Origin of the sequence: Qipengyuania gelatinilytica (genome assembly GCF_019711315.1) — a bacterium.
GTDB classification, from domain to species: domain Bacteria; phylum Pseudomonadota; class Alphaproteobacteria; order Sphingomonadales; family Sphingomonadaceae; genus Qipengyuania; species Qipengyuania gelatinilytica.
The window spans coordinates 2,504,674-2,523,595 of sequence record NZ_CP081294.1; the positions used below are offsets into that span (position 1 = coordinate 2,504,674).

Below are 18,922 nucleotides of genomic sequence, written 5' to 3' on the forward strand. Positions count from 1 at the left end.
CATGCCCGTCATCGACGTACCCCAGCCGGAGTTCATGGACGACGAGGAGATTTCGATCTTCGCCGATGCTGTGGGCAAGTTCTACCAGCAGCACGCACCGGAAAAGCGCGTCCTCAAATGGCGCGAAGAAGGCCAGGTAGAGCGCGATTTCTGGCGCGAGGCGGGTGAAGCGGGCCTGCTCGGCACCTCCGTTCCAGAGGAATACGGCGGCCACGGCGGTGACTTCCGCCACGAGATGGTCGTCATCGACCAGCAGGCGAAGCACGGCGTCGAAGGCTTCGCCGCCAGCCTGCACAACACGGTGATCCTGCCCTATCTCGTGCGCCACGGCACCGAGGAGCAGAAGAAGAAGTACCTGCCCAAGCTCGTCACCGGCGAACTGGTCAGCGCGATCGCCATGACCGAGCCGGGTGTCGGCTCCGACCTCCAGAGCATCACCACCACCGCGCTGAAGGACGGCAACGGCTACCGCATCAACGGGGCCAAGACCTACATCTCGAACGGCCAGACCGCCGATTTCATCATCGTCGTTGCCAAGACCGACCCGAACGAGAGGGCGAAGGGCATTTCGCTCATGCTGCTCGAAACCGAAGGCGCGGAAGGCTTCCAGCGCGGCAAGAAGCTCGACAAGATCGGGATGGACGCGGCGGATACGTCCGAACTGTTCTTCGACGACGTCTTCGTGCCGGCCGAGAACGTGCTGGGCGGCGAGGAAGGCAAGGGCTTCTACCAGCTGATGGGAGAGCTCCCGCAGGAGCGCCTCATCATCGCCATGGGTGCAATGACCGGCATCGAGAAGGCGCTTGAGACCACGATGGAATATGTCAAAAGTCGCAAGGCATTCGGACAGACCATCTGGGACTTCCAGAACACGCAATTCGTGATGGCGGACCTGAAGGCGCGGGCAACAGCGGCGCGGGTATTCGTCAACGATTGTATTGCCAAGCACCTGAAGTGCGAACTCAGCGTCGATACCGCCTGCATGGCGAAATACTGGGTCACCGAACTTCAGGGCGAAGTGGTCGACAAGTGCCTCCAGTTCCACGGCGGCGCTGGTTACATCAATGACTATCCGATTGCGCGCATGTACCGCGACAGCCGCATCACGCGCATCTTCGGCGGGTCGAACGAGGTCATGAAGATGGTGATTGCCCGCTCGATGTAGCTTGCACGACCTCCCGGTCCGTATAGGGTCGGGAGGGCACGCATTCGGGGAGCGGGACGCTGCAATCGCGCGACAAAATGGGCATCGGCCGTCATGGCCGGATTGCAGCAGGCTTCATTGCCTGCGCAATGGTGCTCGGCGGCGGCGGTTCGCCCAGTCCGGCTGCCGAAATGCTCGTCCAGCTGGCGTTTGTGGCGGCTCTTCTGGCATGGCTCTGGTGGGCCAGCGGCGAAGCGCCGCGCATATCGCGCCCGCTGCTCTATCTGGGTCTGGCCTTCCTCGCGCTACCCCTGCTGCAACTGATCCCGCTGCCACCGGCAATCTGGCAGGCCTTGCCCGGCCGCGAACTTGAGATCGCATCTCTGGCAGTGATCAGCGCCGAAGACAGCTGGCGACCACTCTCGATCAGCCCGCCGCTGACGCTGGCAGCCTTCCTGGTGCTGGTACCTGCCGTCGGGACGATGTGGGCGGTTTCGACCCTGTCACGCCGAGATCGGCATTTCCTCATGCTGGTAATAGCCGTGATGGGTCTGTGCTCAGCATTCCTCGGCGCCCTCCAGCTGGTCGGCGGACCCGATGCATTCCGCCTTTACGAGAAGAGCCACCGCGGCTGGCTGACGGCGTTTCATGCCAATCGCAATGCTGCAGCCGATGTCCTGCTGATCGCTTCGCTTGCGCTGGGCGCGTGGTTTGCCAGCCAGCGAGACGAAAGCCGCCGCAAGCGCATCTCACCCATGATCCTTATCGCGCAGATCGTGTTCCTCGTCGCAGTCCTGCTGACCGGATCGCGCGCCGGAATCGCGCTTCTTCTTGTGGCGCTTGTGGTCCACTGGGTGATGATCCGCGGCGAGGAGGCATCGCGCCGTAGCAAGGCTTTGATCGCCGGCGCCGGTCTGCTGGCAGGGGCTTTGCTCTCCCTGCCGTTCCTGCTCGGCGGAGGAGGTCGCCTTGCAGGCGTTGCCGCTCGTTTCGATGCCACGTCGGATGCGCGCATTCCCCTGTGGACCGATACGCTTGCCGCAATCGAGAGCTTCGGTTGGGCCGGTAGCGGGCTGGGCAGCTTCACCAAGGCTTTCCTCCCGCACGAAAGCCTCGAACACCTCGTTCCTGCGTTTCCCAACCGGGCCCATAACGATTATCTCGAATTCGTACTGGAAGCAGGGCTGCTTGCACCTGTCCTGCTTGCCATTGCGGCCATCACTTTGGGCGCGCTCGTCCGGCGGGCATGGCGCGTGTCGCCCTCGGAGCACTATGCGCAGCTCTTTGCCATCGGCACGCTCGCCATCGTTGCGCTGCACTCTGTCGTCGACTATCCGCTCAGAAACGTGGCAATTGCCTGTCTTGCAGCGACTGCGGCAGGTTTGCTTGCTCCGTCTCCGGGCGGGTCGAAGGGTCGGGAAAGACGGGACAGCAAGACATGATGCGTAGCCGAACAACGGCAGACATCCTGAAGGTTGCGGCGCTGGGCGCAGTGGGGCTTGTTGCTGCATGCCAACCGCCTCTCGATCCGGTCGTTCCGGCAGGGCAGGCCGGTTATGATGCGGTTGCCGTCGATCCGGGTGAAGCCGCTCCCCAGGTCTATGCGCTTGCCCCGGGCGACAAGATTGCCGTGCAAGTCTACGGCGAACCCGAATTGTCGGTGAACGAACTGGCGATCGACAATGCTGGAAATGTCAGCCTGCCCTTGATCGGACAGGTGCGCGCGGCAGGGCAAAGCTCAAGCGAGCTCGCACGGACGGTGGAAGCGGCCTACGCCGCCGATTTCGTCCGCGATCCGCGCGTGAACGTGGTCGTGCTCGAAGGCCAGCAGCGCACCATCGCGATCGAAGGCGAGGTCGAGCAGCCCGGCGTATTCCCCTATTCCGAAGGCCAGACGCTGCTGACGGCGCTGGCCCTTGCGCGCAGCCCGACCGAAACGGCCAAGCTGGACGAGGTCATCATCTTCCGCACCATCGGCGGCCAGCGCAGCGCGGGCCGCTTCGACCTGCAGGATATTCGCGGCGGTCGTTCGCCCGATGTCCCTCTGATGGCCGGTGACGTGGTGGTGGTCGGCTATTCGACGGTGCGCGGCGCCTATCTCGATTTGGTTCGCACCATCCCGATCTTCGGCATTTTCAGGCCGATCAACTGATGGACCAGCTGACCCATACCGCACCCGGATACCCGCTCGCCTATCCCGGCGCTGGCGAGAACGCGATCAGCGCCAGCATCCGCAGCGTGCTGTCCGCGGTCCGGCGCTATTTCTGGATGGCGCTCGCAATCGTGGCGGCAACCGTGGGTTTGGCGCTGGTTGCCACCATGCTCGACACGCCGCGCTATTCGGCAAGCTCCACCGTCCAGATCAACGACCAGAGCGACGAGGTCCTGGGAGCCGATTTCGAAACCCAGATCGCCCCGCCGTCCGACTGGGATACGGAGCGTTTCCTCAATACCCAGCTCGATGTGCTGCGCAGCCGTGCGTTGGCAGAGCGTGTCGTCGATGCGCTCGACCTGGCCAACGACCCGCGCTTCTTCGCCTCCATGGAGATCGCGCCGACCTCGCTGACGGGATCCGAGGCCGAAACCCGCAAGTGGGCGATCGCGCTGCTGCAGGGTAATCTCGACATCGATCTGCGGCGCTCGACCCGCATTGCGTTGATCACCTTCACCAGCACCGATCCGGAACTTTCGGCACGCATCGCGGATGCCTTTGCCGAGGAGTTCATCCAGCAAAACCTCCAGCGGCGCTTCGATAGCTCTTCCTATGCGCGCAATTTCGTCGCCGAACAGCTGGATGAGGCTCGCCGCAATCTCGAGGAATCGGAAGCGGCGCTCAACGATTATGCGCGCGAGACCGGACTGATCCGTACGCGCGACGCGGTCGGGCCGAGCGGCCCTGACCTCGCGGCAGGCTCGGTGACCTCCTCCAGCCTCTTGCAGTACAACCAGGCGGCCATCCGTGCGCGCGAAAACAGGATTGCCGCCCAATCGCGCTGGGATGCAGTACGTGAAACCGCGCTCCTGTCCTCACAGCCGGTCCTGTCGCATCCGACCGTCCAGTCACTTATGACGCGCCGTGCACAGCTGGAAAGCGACCTGCAGGCTGCACGCGAGCGCTATCTGCCGAACCACCCGGCCATTGCCCGGCTCGAGGGCGATATCGCTGGCGTCAACGTACAGCTCGAACGGACCGCCAATGACGTGCGCCAGTCGATCCGCGCCGAGTACCGTGCCGCCCAGGCCGCCGAACAACGGCTCGAAAACCAGGTCGATCGTGCCCGCGGGGCGACGCTGGCGGAACAGGACCAGTCGGTGCGTTACAACGTGCTCGCCCGCGAGGCCGATACGGCCCGTTCGATCTATGACGGACTGCTGCAACGCTATCGCGAGCTGAATGCATCGGCCGGCATCGCGTCGAGCAACATCACGATCATCGACCGCGCCGAAGTGCCCAGCGCGCAATCCTCGCCCAGCCTGACCCGCAACCTGGCGCTGGGGATCCTGCTGGGCCTGGCGCTCGCCGGCATTGCGATATTCCTGCGCGACCAGCTCGACGACGTTGTTCACACGCCCGAGGATGTCGAGGACAAGCTCGGCCTGTCGCTCCTCGGTGTGGTGCCTCGTGCAGAAGGCGGGACGCCAGTCGAGGTGCTGGCCGATCCGAAATCCTCGCTTACCGAAGCCTACAACTCGATGCGCGGCGCGTTGCTCTATTCGACACCGCGCGGTTTGCCGAAGGTGCTGGTCGTCACCAGCGCGCAATCGTCCGAGGGCAAGAGCACGACCAGCTATGCGCTGGCTAACGGTTTTGCGCGCATCGGCGTCGCTCCGCTGCTGATCGATGCCGATCTCAGGCGTCCGGCGATTCACAAGATGTTTGGCGCCTCCAACGAGCGCGGACTTACCGACCTGCTGGTGTCGCAGGACGCGGCTGGAAGCGCGACCTTGCGGATCGATAATGGCGAAACGCAGTTCGACCTGATCCCGGCTGGGCCGATCCCGCCATCGCCTTCCGAATTGCTCGCTTCGCCGCGAATGGCCCAGCTGCTCGAGACCTATTCGGAGCAATATGACGTGGTCATCGTCGACAGTTCGCCCGTGCTCGGCCTTGCTGATGCGCCCATGCTTTCGGCCATCGCCGATGGCACGATCTTCGTGATCGAGGCCGATCGCGGCCGTAGCGGCGCGCTCAAGGCAGCGCTTCGCCGCCTGCGGGCGATGGAGCCCAATATTCTCGGCGCGGTGCTTGCGAAATTCGATCCGTCGCGGGCGGATAACCGTTACTCCGCCTATTACGGCTACGATTACTACGCCTATGCCGAGGACGGCGGACGCAAGAAGGCATGAGCAGGTCGGCGGCCCGTCTGTGGGTGACGCTGGCATCGCTGGGCTTCGGTGCGCTGGTCCTTTTCTCGGGCTTTGACCGGTATAGCGAGCACCAGCCCGGCGCTGCTCGCCTCGTCCCTCAACCATTCCAGGCGAATGCCGCACGTGCAGGCGCCGCCCAGACTTTATCTCGGGAAGGGACCGGAGCGGCCCGGCATGCCGTCCAGGCAATCGACGCCGATCCGCTGGATGGCCGCGGGCCTGCATATCTTGGAGCTGCAAGGCTCGCTGCCGGCGAGCGTGGTGCGAGCCGAAGCGCGTTTGAGGCCGCGGACAGTCTCGGTTTGCGTGAGCCTCTCGTCCAGGCTTTCTTTTTCGACGAGGCCCTCTCCTCCGATGATCATGCCGAAGCGGCGCGGCGTCTCGACATCCTGCTTCGTGCGCATCCTGCCATGGCTTCGATCGACTATTTCTTTGGTTCGCTCGAACGAACGCCTGAGGGCCGCCGCCAGCTGGCATCGCGCCTGGCGGGCGATCCGGTCTGGTCCGCCGCCTATCTCGAAGCTTTCAGGTCCGATGACGACGTATTGCGCGCGCGTGCCCGCTTCCTCGCCGAAGCCGCCGGCGATCTCGCGCTCGGCTGCGAAAGGGTAGAGCCAATGGTCACAGAGCTGGTGGACCGCAACTACCTCGCCGAAGCGCGCGCACTCGCGAGCGCGCATTGCCGCGTCAATGGCAAGGGCGGCTGGCTTGCCGACCCGCAATTCGAAGAGCTGGGCAGTGCAAGCGCCTTCGGCTGGCGGCGCCACGGCAGCGGGGATGTGCGCATCGCGGTGACGGGGGATAGCAACAAGGCGGTCGAACTGGAAAGCCGGGCGGGAGTTACGCGACTTGTGCTTTCCCAGCCGGTGGTGCTCGAAGCGGGCGAGTACCGCGTCTTTGCGCGCGTCTCGGGAAGCGGGCCGGGAAGGGTTCTCGCATCGCTCGATTGTGGCACGACCCGCAGGCCGGACAGCCTTGGCGGTTCGCTCGGCCGCGGCCAACTCGTTGCTTCGTCGGGCTGCGCTGACGAGGTGCTGGGCATCTGGCTGAGGCCGGGCGAGGGCAGCGTACGCCTCGACGATATTCGCATAGAGCGCGTGGGCGCTCAGTCTTCCAGCAACACTCCGTAGAGATCTTCCCAGCGCTGCGAAATAGTGCCGGTGCTGAACGGTTCCCCGGCAAGGTCAAGGGCAGCGCGCGACATGCCCTGCCACTCGTTATCGGATTTGCCGAGCGCTTCGACCAGCGCGGTGCGGATTTCCTCGCGTCGTGTCCCGCACCTGATTGCAGCGCCGGAGGCGAAGCCCTGTGGCAGGTGGCAGTGCTCGGTCATGATGGTCGGTACGCCTGCCGCCCATGCCTCGAGGATTGCCATCGGAAGCCCCTCGCTGAGGCTGGGCAGGATCACGAACCGGGCAAGGTCGAGGAGGGCCGCCTTTTGCGAGCCGAAGGCGGTTCCGACGAATTCGATCCCGACGTCCCGATGATCGCGCATCGCATGTTCGAGCATGTCGATGCCTGCGTCGTCGCCCCATCCGGCGACCGTAAGCGTGGCCCCTTCCGGCAAATCGGGCCGCGCGGCGATCCACGCAGCGATGAGCGCAGGAAGGTTCTTCTTTTCGTGAATACGGCCGAGGTAGAGAACCACGGGGCCGCGAGGCTCATCGTCGGGGGTGGACAGTTCGGGAGCAGGATTGGGCACGATGGCAATCTTCGCGCCATGCGTCTCGTGCGCGATGTCATGCGCCTCGGCGTCGCTGAGTGCATGGAAGGCCGCGGCGGAGCGCCATGCCCGCCGTTCCCACAGCGCCCGCGCGAGGTGCTTCTTCCAGGCGTTGCGCGACGTGATCCACGGGTCCAGCATGCCGTGCGGGCTGATGACCAGCGGCTTGCCGCTGGCGTTGGTCCAGTCTGCGGCGGCATGGCTCGGATACTGCCAGATGCCGTGCAGGTGGAGCAGGTCCAGCCGCGCCTCGTCCAGCACTTGTGGCAGGTCCGGTGCAAACCCGAACGCCGCCGGTCCCGACGGATCGACAAGATGCGCCTCGATCCCGCCGAACCGCCAGGCATCCTGCGACGCATCCTCTTCGCGCAGCCCGAGGATCACGGGATGCGCGCCGAGTGCGTCCAGCATCCTGGCCTGCGCGACGATCGCCTCGAAAACGCCCCCATTGCGGCGCGAGACCCACGAGGAGAGCAGGCCAATCCGCTTTCCTGCAATGGGCGAGGGCATGCTCAGGCCTCGACGACCTTCTGTTCGATGGCGCCGAAGATCGAGTGGCCCTCGGCGTCCTTCATCTCGACGCGTACGGTATCGCCCGGTTCCATGAAGCGGGTCTTGGCCTCGCCCTCGGCGATGGTTTCGATCATGCGGATTTCGGCGATGCAGCTGTAGCCGAGGCCGCCGTTTGCAACCGGCTTGCCCGGATCGCCATCGGGGCCCTGGTTGGACACGGTGCCCGAACCGATGATCGTGCCTGCTCCCAGATCGCGGGTCTTGGCGGCATGGGCGACAAGGTCGGCAAGGCTGAAAGTCGCATCGACACCTGCGTTCGCACGGCCGAATGCTTCGCCATTATAGTCGACCATCAGCGGCAGGTGGATGACGCTGCCCTTCCACGCATCGCCCAGCTCGTCGGGCGTGACCGCGACGGGGCTGAAGGCGCTGGCGGGTTTGGACTGGAAGAAGCCGAAGCCCTTGGCCAGTTCGCCCGGGATGAGGCCGCGCAGCGACACGTCGTTCACCAGCATGACCAGCTTGATGTGGTCGGCGGCGGCTTCCTTCGACACGCCCATCGGCACGTCGTCGGTGATGACCGCGATCTCGCCTTCCATGTCGCAGCCCCATTTGGTGTCCTTCAGGGGGATGTCGTCGCGCGGGGCGAGGAAGTTGTCGCTGCCGCCCTGGTACATCAGCGGATCGTGGTAGAAGCTTTCGGGCACCTCGGCGCCGCGCGCCTTACGCACCAGCTCGACGTGGTTGATATAGGCCGAGCCGTCGGCCCACTGGTAGGCGCGCGGCAGAGGAGAGTGCGCCTCGCGTTCGTGGAAGCGCTCGCACGGCACGGCCTGGTGCTCGACATCGGTGTAGAGCGCTTCGAGCTTGGGCGCGATCTCGTCCCAATTGTCGAGCGCGGCCTGCATGGTGGGTGCGATGTTATCGGCGGCGCAATAGCGGGTGAGGTCCTTGGAGACGACCACCAGCTTGCCGTCGCGGGTTCCGTCCTTGAGCGTGGCGAGTTTCATGGGAGGTCCTCTCTCTTATTGGTTTTCTGGGTTGTCGGGTTGCGCGTTCGGATGGGCGCGCTGGAATTCGGGGAGCGCGAGGCAGGCCGCCTCGATCCGCTCGATATGGGGCTTGTCGCTGAAATCGAAGTCGAACCTGCGGGCGTTGTAGACCTGCGGGAGCAGGCAGACTTCGAAGAAGCCGGGCTTGTCGAACAGGAAGTCGCCTGTGCCGAGCTGCGCGAGGCGAGCCTCCAGCGGCTCGAGCGTCCGGGCGAGCCAGTGGCGATACCAGACGCCGATCTCGTCCTGTGACTTGCCGTATTCGTTCGCGAGATACTTCAGCACCGGCAGGTTGAGCGGCGCGTGCAGTTCGGTCGCGATGGCATAGGCCAGTTCGCGCGCGACATAGCGGTCATCGATGTCCTTCGGCAGAAGCGGGTTTTCCGGATAGGCCTCGTCCAGCCATTCGATCTGCGCCATCGACTGCACGCGGTCCATGCCGCCAGCCTCGAGCAGAGGGACCGAACCGAACGGGTTGCGGCTCGTGAAAGCCTCTCCCTTCTGTTCGCTCTTGAGCAGGTTTACCGGGACATACTCGTACTCGAGCCCCTTCAGCTCCAGCGCGATGCGCAGGCGGTAGCTGGTCGAGCTGCGATAATATCCGTGAAGCCTGATCAAAACGCGGCGATCCCCGTGATGGCGCGGCCGAGGATCAGCGCATGGACGTCATGCGTGCCCTCGTAGGTGTTCACCGTCTCGAGGTTCACCATGTGACGGATCACCTGGTATTCTTCCGAGATTCCGTTGCCGCCGTGCATGTCGCGCGACTTGCGGGCGATATCGAGCGCCTTGCCGACATTGTTGCGCTTCACGATCGAGATCATGTCGGGGGCGAACTTGCCTTCGTCCATCAGGCGGCCAACGCGAAGCGAACCCTGCAGGCCGAGCGAGATTTCGGTCATCATGTCGGCGAGCTTGAGCTGGTAAAGCTGCTTGGAGGCAAGCGGAACGCCGAATTGCTCACGATCGAGACCGTACTGGCGCGCAGCATGCATGCAGAATTCCGCCGCGCCCATCGCGCCCCAGCTGATGCCGTAGCGCGCACGGTTGAGGCAGCCGAAGGGACCCTTGAGGCCCTGGACTTCGGGAAGCAGCGCGTCTTCGCCCACTTCGACTTCGTCCATGACGATCATGCCGGTGGTGCTGGCACGCAGCGAGATCTTGCCTTTGATCTTGGGAGCCGAAAGGCCCTTCATGCCCTTTTCGAGCACGAAGCCGCGAATGCCGCCTCCATGCGCCTCGCTCTTCGCCCAGACAACGAAGACATCGGCGAAGGGCGAATTGGAAATCCAAGTCTTGGAGCCATTGAGGACATATCCGCCATCGGTCTTCTTCGCGACGGTCTTCATCCCGGCAGGATCGGACCCTGCATCGGGCTCGGTCAGGCCGAAGCAGCCGATAAGCTGGCCGCTGGCGAGGCCGGGCAGATATTTGCGCTTCTGCTCTTCCGAGCCATAGGCATGGATCGGGTACATCACGAGGCTGGACTGGACCGACGCCATCGAGCGGTAGCCGCTATCGACGCGCTCGATCTCGCGCGCGATCAGGCCGTATGCGACATAGCTGGCACCTGCACCGCCATATTCGTCCGGAACGGTCGCGCCGAGCAGGCCGGCTTCGCCCATCATCGGGAAGAATTCGGGGGCATCGAGTTCCTTGGAGAAGCCCTCGATCACGCGCGGCTGGAGCTCGCCCTGCGCAAATGCATGCGCAGCGTCGCGGATCATCCGCTCTTCCTCGGTCAGCTGGTCGTCGAGGTTGAAGGGATCGTTCCAGTCGAATGGCACCATTCCAGCCATGTGGTCTCCTTTGTAACTTGAATTTGCCGATGGCAGACAGCCGATGCAGGCGCAAGGGGCTGTCAGGCGGTCTCCGCATCGCCCGGCAAAAGGAGCGTATAGTCGGCCTCCTCGCAAATGCCCGTGACCCACTCGTCGCCGACTTTCAGCCAGGCATGAAATTGCAGCTTGCCCGCGCCGTCGCGCTGGGTGCCGATGAACAGGCTGGAGGCAATGCCGCGTCGCTCCAGCATCCACCGTCCGGTCAGCGCCCGCGGCAGGCAGTTGGGTGAGCCGGGGACGTTGTTCAGCGCCCGCACTATCGCCAGCCTGACCCTGCGGACGGTAGCGAGGTCGCCGTTCTCGCCCCTGCTGTGGGTGGCAATGGCGCCGAAGCGGTTACGCCACCTGCGCGGCGGAACGCTGGCAACCAGGAATTTTGCGTAGAGCACCAGGGCGATCGCCTCGAAGGTGGCGATCTTGTCGACGCTGTCGAGCGCGAGGAAGGTGCGAAGCTTGGACATCAGGCGGGAGAGTATACCACTCTCCCGCCCGATCGCCTCATTTTACTTGGCTCAGCGCCTTGCGGCAATCGTCTGCACATTCGCGGCACATCTTGGCGCACCAGGTGCAGTGGTCGTTGTCGTGCTTTTCGCATTCTTCGGCGCAGGTCTCGCAGGCCTTGATGCAGGCTTCCATCTGGGCACGCAGGACATCGATATTCTGGGCCGTGCGGCGGACAGCGAGGCGGGCGGTGGCGGCGCAGACATCGGCACAGTCGAGGCAGTTGCGGATGCACTGGGCCATGTCCATGTCTTCGGCCACGCAGGCATCGGCGCAGCTCGTGCAGAACAGCGAGCACAGCATGGCGTGCCGCGCGGCGAGAACGAGGTCTTCGGTCTTGTCTTCCACCTGCGGGTGGGCATCGATCATTTTCTGGAGCGACATGGGAATTCCTTTCCTTGGGGGGGGTATGTGCAAGGAATGGAGCCGCGCGGGGCGCGGTTCCCGAAAAAGCCAGAAATTCGAAAGCGCTAGGCGGTGGCGGCGGCCCGCTGGACGGACTCGATCACCTCCGCCGGAGGGCAGGGCTTGGTGAGCGCCTGGGCCTGCGGGAAACGGTGCGCCACTTCTTCAGGCGTGAGCTGGCCGGAATGGAAGATCACCGGCACGTTCTCGGCCATCATCTGCTCTGCCAGCGGGTAGACGATGCCGTCACCCAGCTGGACATCGAGAATGGCGATATCCGGTTTGGTCTTCTGGTAGGCAAGCATGGCGCTGGACAGGTCGTCGAACGGACCTTCCACGATATAGCCGGCTTCCGAAACGGTGTCGCAAAGATCGTAGCCAACGATCAATTCATCTTCGGCGACAAGTACGCGTAGCTGTGGTTCCATGCAGCCTCTCCTCGTTCGCTCGACCCAACTGTTTCAAATGGGTCAAACGCGAGAAGGTTCCACGGTCAGGCCCCGGCGCCGTACTTGCCTGTAAATTCGGCGTCCTTGCCGTCTGCCAGCAGGCGTGCCTGGCCGACCCAGTCGTCGCGGCGGATGCGGCCTTCGAAGCGGCCGAGCTGGGCGTCGATCCGGTCGATTTCGGCATCGTCCCAGTCGGCGATCTGCGCAAAGGAAGTGACACCGAGACTTTCGAGCAATGCGGCGAGCTTGGGGCCGACGCCCTTGATGCGGGTGAGATCGTCGCCATTGCCGTCGCTCACCTTGACCACGGGCTCGGGGTCCTTCGCTGCGGCAGGGGGCGCATCGACCAGCGCGGAGTTGCGCTGTGCGCGTTCTGCACCTTCATCGAGCACGTCCTTGCTCGCACCGGTCACGCGGGTGCGGCGATTGGTGCGCAGCAGGAACCAGGCAACGATAAGCCCGATCACCAGCGCAATGACGAGCAGGATCCAGTGTTCGGCGAGCAATTCGCTCATGTGTCGTCTCTTTCTTCTTGGACAAAATCTTCATCGGCAGGCGGTGCCGGTGCGCGGCTCCACAAGGCCCAGCCGATCGTCAGGCCGATCAGGTAGGCGACCAGCATCAGTGCGATGACTTCGAACCATATCGGCATGTCAGCGTGGTCCCGGTGTATCGACGGGCGTCGGGGTCAGCGGCTCCTTGCGGATGACCGAAAACTCGATGCGGCGGTTGGCGGGATCTTCGGGCGTCAGGCGTTCGACCGGCTCGCTGGAGCCGACACCCCGTGCGCGCAGCCCGTCGCGCGGGATCCCGCGGCGGACAAGCGCTTCGCGGACAGTGCGCGCGCGGTCCATGCTGAGCGCGAGATTGGCCTGCTCGTTGCCCGACCTGTCGGTGTGGCCGGTGATTGCAATGATCGAGCCGAGACAGGGACGCAGCGCTGCAGCAACTTCGTCGAGCAGGATGCGGCTGGCGGGCACGAGCGCGGTGCTCGCTTCCTCGAAGCGGATGGTCCGCGTGCGCAGCAGGCCGTCGACATCCTCCTGGCAATGCAGGGGTTCGAAATCGGGTTCGTCGCTCTCCGCGTTGACGGACCCGTCGATCCAGCTGACGCCGCCGACACCCGGCAGGGCGGCAACGGCGTGCGCCGCCTTCGTGCGTTCTTCATCCTCCAGCGTTTCGCCGCCGCTCAGGACGGGATGGCGCGAGGGGTGGCCGAAGCGATTGGCGAAACGGGCCTCGACCGTGGGCGTGCCCGCTTCGGCCAGCGCGGGACCGGCTGCCGCGTCAAGCCGGTCGGCCATGGCGGCGCCCGATGCCTGGCTGCCCACATAGCCAAGCGCCGCCACGAGGGCGGCACCGAGCGCAATTGTCAGGGAAGGGCGCTGTTTCATCTCCCGCGCCTTCTACCTGCGCATCCGCCGCGTTCAAGGGGTGGATGCGCAGGGCAGGGGACGCGGGCTACATTTGTGCCTCTGCGGTGCGGGCGAGTTCGACGAATTCCTGCCTGTAATAGTCGCGCTGGCGACCGGCGAGGCTCACGACGTCTTCCCAGCTGAAGCCTTTCAGCAATTCGTCTCCGCGCAGCTTCTGGCCGTAGGCTGCGACTGCGGCGGCGAAGGCGAAATCACCTTGCGGCTGGCGACGCGTCTGGAGCGCGGCTGCGGGCAGGCGATACTGGATGAGCTTCGATTTCGACCCGTCGGGCAGTTTGTAACGCAGCTGGACGAAGGCCGCTTCGTCCGCGCGGCTGGCAGCCGGGCTTCCGGCCTCTGCGCCATAGCGGCGATCCGAGATCCAGCCCTTGTTGCCGGCCGGAATTACCTCGTAGATTGCGGTGACCTGGTGCCCGGCACCGATATCGCCCGCATCGACCGCGTCGTTGTTGAAGTCCTCTTCCCGAAGGGCGCGGTTTTCATAGCCGATGAGGCGATACTGGCTAACCGTGGCCGGATTGAATTCGACCTGGATCTTCACGTCCTTGGCGATGGTGAAGAGCGTGCTGCTCATTTCTTCGTGCAGCACTTTCTTCGCTTCCAGCGCGCTGTCGATATAGGCGTAATTGCCGTTACCGTGATTGGCGATCTGCTCCATCATCGCCTCGTTGTAATTACCCGTACCGAAGCCAAGCGTAGTCAGCGTCACGCCGCTGTCGCGCTGCTTCTCGATCATCTCGATCAGCCGGTCGGTATCCGACATGCCGACATTGAAGTCGCCGTCGGTGGCAAGGATCACCCGGTTGACGCCGCCCTTGATGAAGCCCTGGCGCGCCATGTCATAGGCAAGCTGGAGACCCGCTGCCCCCGCGGTCGATCCGCCCGCCTCGAGCCGCGAAAGGGCGGCACGGACCTTGGCAGAATTGCTCGTCGGTTCGAGCACGACTGCCGTGCGACCTGCGTAGACGACGATTGAAACCTTGTCTTTGCCCGACATTTCCGAAGCGAGGCCCGACAGTGCCCGTTTGACCAGCGGCAGCTTGTCGGGGCTGTTCATCGAACCGGACACGTCGACGAGGAACACAAGGTTCGCCGCCGGTCGCTCGTCGCGCGGCAAATCGTATCCGCGCAGGCCCACCCGGATCAGCTTGGCTTGCGGGTTCCACGGGCTTTCCGCTGCATCGAGCGTCACCGAGAACGGCTTGCTGCGATCTTCCGGAAGGGCGTAATCATAGCGGAAATAGTTGATCATCTCCTCGGTCCGCACGGCGCCGCGCGGCGGGAGCTGGCCCATGGTCAGGAACCTTCGGGCATTGGCATAGGCGCCGGTGTCGACATCGACCGAGAAGGTCGAGACAGGCTCGGCCGCCACCAGCTTGATCGGCGAGACTTCCTCGCCCGCATAGCGTTCGCGGTCTTCCGGCGGCATCGGATAGGCATCACCCGGTATGTGAGGCGCTGCCCAGCGCGCGGGCGGCGGTGCCATGGCCATATCGACAGAGGCCATTTCCGCGACGACTCCCGGGGGTGCTGGTGAAACGGGCGGGGGAGGGGAAGCGATTTCGTAGGTCGCGATCGATTCGACCTCTTCGCTCGACTGGTCTTGGGAACAACCAGCAATCGCGATAATTAGCGAACTTGTAGCGAGGAGCGACAATGCGGCTCCTCCTGCACGGGTGCGATTGTCCATATTCTTCCTCTCCATGATTCCCTACTCCTATGTAATGTTATCTCATAAATAAGGGCAACATCATGTCCAAAATGTGGCTAAAATGAGGCCAGAGTCAAGTTCGGGCGCGCGAATGCGGCCGCAATCATTCCGTGGATCGCGGAAATACTCTGAAAAGACAGTAATTTAAGGAATTTTGCGAATTAAGGCGTGGTATCGCCCGATTTGGTCGCATTCTTGCTGAAAAGGACCCGATCTTCCGGTCCGAAACCGCGTTTCCAGATCACATAGCCATATGTGACAAGGATTGCGGGAATGCCGAAAGCAAGTTCCGCCCATTCCGGAAGTAGGGTCGCAAGAAAGCCGACGACCACTGCCGGTGCTGTTGCCCAGACGAGGGCCCAGCGCCAGTTGCTCACCGGCGCCTTGAGCAGCCGTTTAAGGAGCAGCGCCTTGATCAGGCTGGAGGTCCCAAGGGCAATCAGCAATGCGAGTGCCGCGCCCGCCGCCTTGAAGCCTTCGTCCATGCCGAGATGGCCGGCAAGCGCGATCAGGCCGAGCGTCAGCGCGCCTTGCAGCGTAATGATACCGACCGAGATCGCGAGGTTCCGTTTGCGTGCAATATAGACCAGCACGCTTTCCGACACGACGGCCATCGATGCGACGACCTCTGCCGTCAGCAACAGGGCGAGCGCGCCCGTACCACCGACGATAGCGGGGCCGCCAAGGCCCATGACAGCCTCGCCCGGGATGGCCAGGGCCAGCGCAATACCGGCCTGCAACGCGATGATCCAGAAGCCCACCTGGCGTACCTGCGAGGCGATAGCCGTCATGTTGCCGATCTTGAGGTTCTTGGTGATGACCGGCGACAGGATCGGCTCGAAACTGGATTTCAGCTTCTGCGGAAGGCTGACGACTTCCTTGGCGAACCAATAGATGCCGACGGTATCTGCCGAGGTAGATTGGCCCAGCAACCACACATCGAGCAGCCGTGTGCCGCGTTCGATCACGTCGGCTCCGACCAATGGCAGGGCCCGCAGGCTCATCTTGCCGAGATAGCGCGGGCGGGGTCGCCAGCCGGCAGGCCTGCCGTATGTCCGGAAGAAGGACCATGCTGCGGTCAGCAATGCGGCATAGATCGCCCCGAGGAATGCAAGCGCGATACCGCCTTCGCCCACCCCGGGGACGAAGAACAACGCTGTCACGAGGATCGATTTCGTCCACGGCTCGACAAGGGCGCGTGCACGCACCGTCGTCGCAATGTCGTAGCGATAGGCTTGCGCGGCGAGAAGGATTTCGGTCAGCGCGAAGGCCGGGATCGCCGCGATCATCCACATGTCCCAATTGCTGTTCACGCCATTGGGAAAGATGATCACCGGGAAAACGAGGAGCACGGCACACACCACCAGCGAAATCGCCAGCGAGGCAAGCAACCCGTCGAAGACGAGGTTGACCTTGCGCCGTGCAGCTTCGGGTCCGTCGTCTTCGGCTCCTTCGGCGAGGCGCTGCGCAAGACCGCGCTTTTCTCCGAGCGCGCAGACCAGTGCGAGTATCTCCACCACCACGAATGCGATGGCGAAGCGGCCCATTTCCTCTACACCGTAGAGGCGATAGCCGACGAACAGGAATGGCAATCCGCCCAGCAGGCGCACGACAAAGCCGAGCGTATTGGTGCGCCCGCCCTTGGCGAGCGTGGCCATGTCGTCACCGCCCTTGGCTGGTTCGGGCTGCGCTGGCGAAGCGGGCTGGCTCAATCGCCGGATTCCTGTTCGGCTTTGAGCGGCCGCGCAAGGATATCGCCCACCACCGATTTCGGTGCAGCACCCGAAAGCAGCGCGTTCACCGCGCCGACGATGGGCATGGTCACGCCGTGCTTGTCGGCGAGTTCGACCAGCACAGGTGCGGTATGCGCGCCTTCGGCAACGGTCTTGCGGTCAGACATGAGGCTGGCCGCGCTCTGGCCTTCACCCAGCGCCTTGCCGAGCGAGAAGTTGCGGCTCGAGGTAGACGAACAGGTCAGCACGAGATCGCCGAGGCCGCACAGGCCGGTCAGCGTTTCCGGGCGGGCGCCCAGTGCTTCGCCGAAGCGCATCATCTCCGCATAGCCGCGCGCGATCAGCGCGGCGCGGGCATTCTGGCCCAGGCGCAGGCCTTCGACCACGCCGCAGGCGATCGCGAGGACATTCTTCACCGCGCCGCCAATTTCCGCGCCGGTCACGTCGTCAGAGTAATAGGGCCGGAAATTGCTGCGGGCGACAAGCGGCGCGATGCGGTCCCATTGCGCCTCTGCCCCACCGCAGGCGAGCGTAACGGCTGCGGGGAGGCCGGCAGCCACTTCATGCGCAAAGGTCGGGCCGGACAGCACGGCGATATCGCTATTCCGCGCAGCATCGCGTGCGACATGGTTCATTAGCCGGCCCGTGCCTGCCTCGATCCCCTTGGAGCACAGGATGAGATCGCGCGGGTGCGAGGGCATGGCCTCCAGCATCGCGCCCATGTGCTGTGCGGGCGTGACGACGAGCATCGCGTCGAGCGCAGCCATTTCGGCAAGGTCGCTCGTGGCGCGGATATTTTCGGACAGCGTGGCGCTCGGCAGGAAGGGGGTGTTTGTGTGGGCCGTGTTGATCTCTTCGACGAGCTCGGCCTCGCGTGCCCAGAGCAGGACATCGTGGCCATCGCTGGCTACCATCTGCGCAAGGGCGGTGCCCCATGCGCCTGCACCGAGGACCCCTACGCTCATGCCTTCACTCCTGCTCCGCGCACCGGCTCCGCTTGCGGGTCGAGCGGCCAGCGGGGCCGAGCCGATATGTCCAGCGGATCGGGCGCGAACCCGTCCAGTCCGAGCCGTTCGATGCCGGCCCATGCTATCATCGCGGCGTTGTCGGTACACAGCTTTGGTGGCGGCGCGGTGAACCGCAGGCCGCGTTTATCGGCAACGGCTTCCAGCGCGCCACGGACAGAGGCATTCGCCGCGACGCCGCCTGCCACGACCAGTGTCTTCACCGCGTCCATTTCGGCGAGCGCGATGGTCAACCGGTCGACCACGCAGTCGATCGCTGCCTGCTGGAAACTCGCGGCGATATCGGGCGCTTCGTATTTCCCGCTTTCGTGGGCGCGCAGGACGGCGCTTTTCAAACCGGCGAAGGAGAAATGCGGCTCGCCGCTTCCGACCATGGGGCGGGGGAGCGGTACGACCTTGGCGTCGCCTTCCTTCGCGATCCGCTCGACCGCGGGGCCGCCGGGAAAGCCGAGTCCGAGGATCTTGGCTGTCTTGTCGAATGCTTCGCCCAGCGCATCGTCGATCGTGGTCGCGAGGCGGCGGTATTGGCCTACGCCATCGACCTGCAGGATCTGGCAATGCCCGCCCGATACCAGCAGCAGGGCATAGGGAAATTCGAGGTGCTCGTCCGCAAGGCGCGGGCTCAATGCATGGCCTTCGAGGTGGTTGACCGCGATCAGCGGGACGCCGCTCGCCATCGCAAGCGCCTTGGCGCTGACGAGGCCGACCATGACGCCGCCGATCAGGCCGGGACCTGCCGTGGCAGCAATCGCGTCGAGATCGGCAAGTTTTACGCCTGCATCGGCCAGCACGCCCTCGATCATCGGGGCTAGGCGCTCTGCATGGGCGCGAGCGGCGATCTCCGGCACCACGCCGCCGAAGGGCGCGTGTTCCTCGTCCTGCGAGGCGATGCGCTGCGCCACGATGCGCCGCTCGCCGTCGACCAGCGCGGCCGCCGTTTCGTCGCAGGAACTTTCTATGCCGAGGACCAGAACCATTGTGCGCTTCCCCTTAACGGTATCGCTCGCTAGGGCAAGCGCGC

At 64.2% G+C, this 18,922-nt stretch carries 19 protein-coding genes; 5 read left to right on the forward strand and 14 right to left on the reverse strand.

Annotated features, from left to right (window positions below):
* Position 1: 1 nt before the first annotated feature.
* The 5 genes from K3136_RS12370 to K3136_RS12390 all read left to right on the forward strand — a co-directional run bounded on the left by K3136_RS12370 (position 2) and on the right by K3136_RS12390 (position 6,642).
* Positions 2–1,165: an acyl-CoA dehydrogenase family protein gene (locus tag K3136_RS12370; protein ID WP_221430606.1), complete on the forward strand. Its 1,164-nt coding sequence runs from the start codon at positions 2–4 to the stop codon at positions 1,163–1,165.
* Between the two features lie 77 nt (positions 1,166–1,242).
* Positions 1,243–2,586 carry an O-antigen ligase family protein gene (locus K3136_RS12375; protein WP_221430607.1) on the forward strand — a complete coding sequence of 448 codons (1,344 nt, stop codon included), beginning with the start codon at positions 1,243–1,245 and terminating at the stop codon, positions 2,584–2,586.
* Positions 2,583–3,296, forward strand: coding sequence for a polysaccharide biosynthesis/export family protein (locus K3136_RS12380; protein ID WP_221430608.1), 714 nt, complete (start codon positions 2,583–2,585; stop codon positions 3,294–3,296). The genes K3136_RS12375 and K3136_RS12380 overlap by 4 nt, the downstream gene beginning before the upstream one ends.
* A complete protein-coding gene (locus tag K3136_RS12385) occupies positions 3,296–5,491 on the forward strand; it encodes a GumC family protein (protein WP_221430609.1) in 2,196 nt (731 codons plus the stop codon). The genes K3136_RS12380 and K3136_RS12385 overlap by 1 nt, the downstream gene beginning before the upstream one ends.
* Positions 5,488–6,642 carry a hypothetical protein gene (locus K3136_RS12390; RefSeq protein WP_221430610.1) on the forward strand — a complete coding sequence of 385 codons (1,155 nt, stop codon included), beginning with the start codon at positions 5,488–5,490 and terminating at the stop codon, positions 6,640–6,642. The genes K3136_RS12385 and K3136_RS12390 overlap by 4 nt, the downstream gene beginning before the upstream one ends.
* Here the strand turns inward: K3136_RS12390 and K3136_RS12395 are convergent.
* The 14 genes from K3136_RS12395 to tsaD all read right to left on the reverse strand — a co-directional run bounded on the left by K3136_RS12395 (position 6,618) and on the right by tsaD (position 18,878).
* Positions 6,618–7,745 carry a glycosyltransferase gene (locus tag K3136_RS12395; RefSeq protein ID WP_221430611.1) on the reverse strand — a complete coding sequence of 376 codons (1,128 nt, stop codon included), beginning with the start codon at positions 7,743–7,745 and terminating at the stop codon, positions 6,618–6,620. The genes K3136_RS12390 and K3136_RS12395 overlap by 25 nt on opposite strands.
* A gap of 2 nt (positions 7,746–7,747) precedes the next feature.
* A complete protein-coding gene (locus K3136_RS12400; protein ID WP_221430612.1) occupies positions 7,748–8,758 on the reverse strand; it encodes a fumarylacetoacetate hydrolase family protein in 1,011 nt (336 codons plus the stop codon).
* Positions 8,759–8,773: 15 nt separating this feature from the next.
* Positions 8,774–9,415 carry a maleylacetoacetate isomerase gene (gene maiA, locus K3136_RS12405; RefSeq protein WP_221432319.1) on the reverse strand — a complete coding sequence of 214 codons (642 nt, stop codon included), beginning with the start codon at positions 9,413–9,415 and terminating at the stop codon, positions 8,774–8,776.
* A complete protein-coding gene (locus K3136_RS12410) occupies positions 9,415–10,590 on the reverse strand; it encodes an acyl-CoA dehydrogenase (RefSeq protein ID WP_221432320.1) in 1,176 nt (391 codons plus the stop codon). The genes maiA and K3136_RS12410 overlap by 1 nt, the downstream gene beginning before the upstream one ends.
* 71 nt (positions 10,591–10,661) lie before the next feature.
* Complete coding sequence (locus K3136_RS12415) at positions 10,662–11,102, reverse strand: lasso peptide biosynthesis B2 protein (protein ID WP_221430613.1); 441 nt, start codon at positions 11,100–11,102, stop codon at positions 10,662–10,664.
* A gap of 37 nt (positions 11,103–11,139) precedes the next feature.
* Positions 11,140–11,526 (reverse strand): four-helix bundle copper-binding protein, encoded by a 387-nt coding sequence (locus tag K3136_RS12420; protein ID WP_221430614.1) that lies wholly within the window; start codon positions 11,524–11,526, stop codon positions 11,140–11,142.
* A gap of 86 nt (positions 11,527–11,612) precedes the next feature.
* Entirely contained in the window at positions 11,613–11,975 is a 363-nt protein-coding gene (locus K3136_RS12425) for a response regulator (RefSeq protein ID WP_221430615.1), read from the reverse strand.
* A gap of 65 nt (positions 11,976–12,040) precedes the next feature.
* Positions 12,041–12,511 carry a hypothetical protein gene (locus K3136_RS12430; protein WP_221430616.1) on the reverse strand — a complete coding sequence of 157 codons (471 nt, stop codon included), beginning with the start codon at positions 12,509–12,511 and terminating at the stop codon, positions 12,041–12,043.
* Positions 12,508–12,648 carry a hypothetical protein gene (locus tag K3136_RS12435; protein ID WP_221430617.1) on the reverse strand — a complete coding sequence of 47 codons (141 nt, stop codon included), beginning with the start codon at positions 12,646–12,648 and terminating at the stop codon, positions 12,508–12,510. The genes K3136_RS12430 and K3136_RS12435 overlap by 4 nt, the downstream gene beginning before the upstream one ends.
* 1 nt (position 12,649) lies before the next feature.
* Positions 12,650–13,390, reverse strand: coding sequence for an OmpA family protein (locus tag K3136_RS12440; protein ID WP_221430618.1), 741 nt, complete (start codon positions 13,388–13,390; stop codon positions 12,650–12,652).
* A gap of 67 nt (positions 13,391–13,457) precedes the next feature.
* Entirely contained in the window at positions 13,458–15,137 is a 1,680-nt protein-coding gene (locus tag K3136_RS12445) for a vWA domain-containing protein (protein WP_247711352.1), read from the reverse strand.
* A gap of 167 nt (positions 15,138–15,304) precedes the next feature.
* The gene (locus tag K3136_RS12450) at positions 15,305–16,801 is read right to left on the reverse strand and encodes a lipopolysaccharide biosynthesis protein (RefSeq protein WP_221432322.1); all 1,497 of its coding nucleotides are present in this window, start codon (positions 16,799–16,801) and stop codon (positions 15,305–15,307) included.
* Between the two features lie 50 nt (positions 16,802–16,851).
* Positions 16,852–17,841, reverse strand: coding sequence for an NAD(P)H-dependent glycerol-3-phosphate dehydrogenase (locus K3136_RS12455; protein WP_221430619.1), 990 nt, complete (start codon positions 17,839–17,841; stop codon positions 16,852–16,854).
* On the reverse strand, positions 17,838–18,878 hold the full coding sequence (gene tsaD / locus K3136_RS12460) for a tRNA (adenosine(37)-N6)-threonylcarbamoyltransferase complex transferase subunit TsaD (RefSeq protein WP_221430620.1): 1,041 nt from the start codon (positions 18,876–18,878) through the stop codon (positions 17,838–17,840). Before tsaD ends, K3136_RS12455 begins: the two co-directional genes overlap by 4 nt.
* Between the last annotated feature and the right edge of the window lie 44 nt (positions 18,879–18,922).

Coding starts and splice junctions, on each gene's coding strand:
- K3136_RS12370 (WP_221430606.1), top strand. CDS start 2: ATGCCCGTCATCGACGTACCCCAGCCGGAGTTCATGGACGACGAGGAG.
- K3136_RS12375 (WP_221430607.1), top strand. CDS start 1,243: ATGGGCATCGGCCGTCATGGCCGGATTGCAGCAGGCTTCATTGCCTGC.
- K3136_RS12380 (WP_221430608.1), top strand. CDS start 2,583: ATGATGCGTAGCCGAACAACGGCAGACATCCTGAAGGTTGCGGCGCTG.
- K3136_RS12385 (WP_221430609.1), top strand. CDS start 3,296: ATGGACCAGCTGACCCATACCGCACCCGGATACCCGCTCGCCTATCCC.
- K3136_RS12390 (WP_221430610.1), top strand. CDS start 5,488: ATGAGCAGGTCGGCGGCCCGTCTGTGGGTGACGCTGGCATCGCTGGGC.
- K3136_RS12395 (WP_221430611.1), bottom strand. CDS start 7,745: ATGCCCTCGCCCATTGCAGGAAAGCGGATTGGCCTGCTCTCCTCGTGG.
- K3136_RS12400 (WP_221430612.1), bottom strand. CDS start 8,758: ATGAAACTCGCCACGCTCAAGGACGGAACCCGCGACGGCAAGCTGGTG.
- K3136_RS12410 (WP_221432320.1), bottom strand. CDS start 10,590: ATGGTGCCATTCGACTGGAACGATCCCTTCAACCTCGACGACCAGCTG.
- K3136_RS12415 (WP_221430613.1), bottom strand. CDS start 11,102: ATGTCCAAGCTTCGCACCTTCCTCGCGCTCGACAGCGTCGACAAGATC.
- K3136_RS12420 (WP_221430614.1), bottom strand. CDS start 11,526: ATGTCGCTCCAGAAAATGATCGATGCCCACCCGCAGGTGGAAGACAAG.
- K3136_RS12425 (WP_221430615.1), bottom strand. CDS start 11,975: ATGGAACCACAGCTACGCGTACTTGTCGCCGAAGATGAATTGATCGTT.
- K3136_RS12430 (WP_221430616.1), bottom strand. CDS start 12,511: ATGAGCGAATTGCTCGCCGAACACTGGATCCTGCTCGTCATTGCGCTG.
- K3136_RS12435 (WP_221430617.1), bottom strand. CDS start 12,648: ATGCCGATATGGTTCGAAGTCATCGCACTGATGCTGGTCGCCTACCTG.
- K3136_RS12440 (WP_221430618.1), bottom strand. CDS start 13,390: ATGAAACAGCGCCCTTCCCTGACAATTGCGCTCGGTGCCGCCCTCGTG.
- K3136_RS12445 (WP_247711352.1), bottom strand. CDS start 15,137: ATGGAGAGGAAGAATATGGACAATCGCACCCGTGCAGGAGGAGCCGCA.
- K3136_RS12450 (WP_221432322.1), bottom strand. CDS start 16,801: ATGGCCACGCTCGCCAAGGGCGGGCGCACCAATACGCTCGGCTTTGTC.
- K3136_RS12455 (WP_221430619.1), bottom strand. CDS start 17,841: ATGAGCGTAGGGGTCCTCGGTGCAGGCGCATGGGGCACCGCCCTTGCG.
- tsaD (WP_221430620.1), bottom strand. CDS start 18,878: ATGGTTCTGGTCCTCGGCATAGAAAGTTCCTGCGACGAAACGGCGGCC.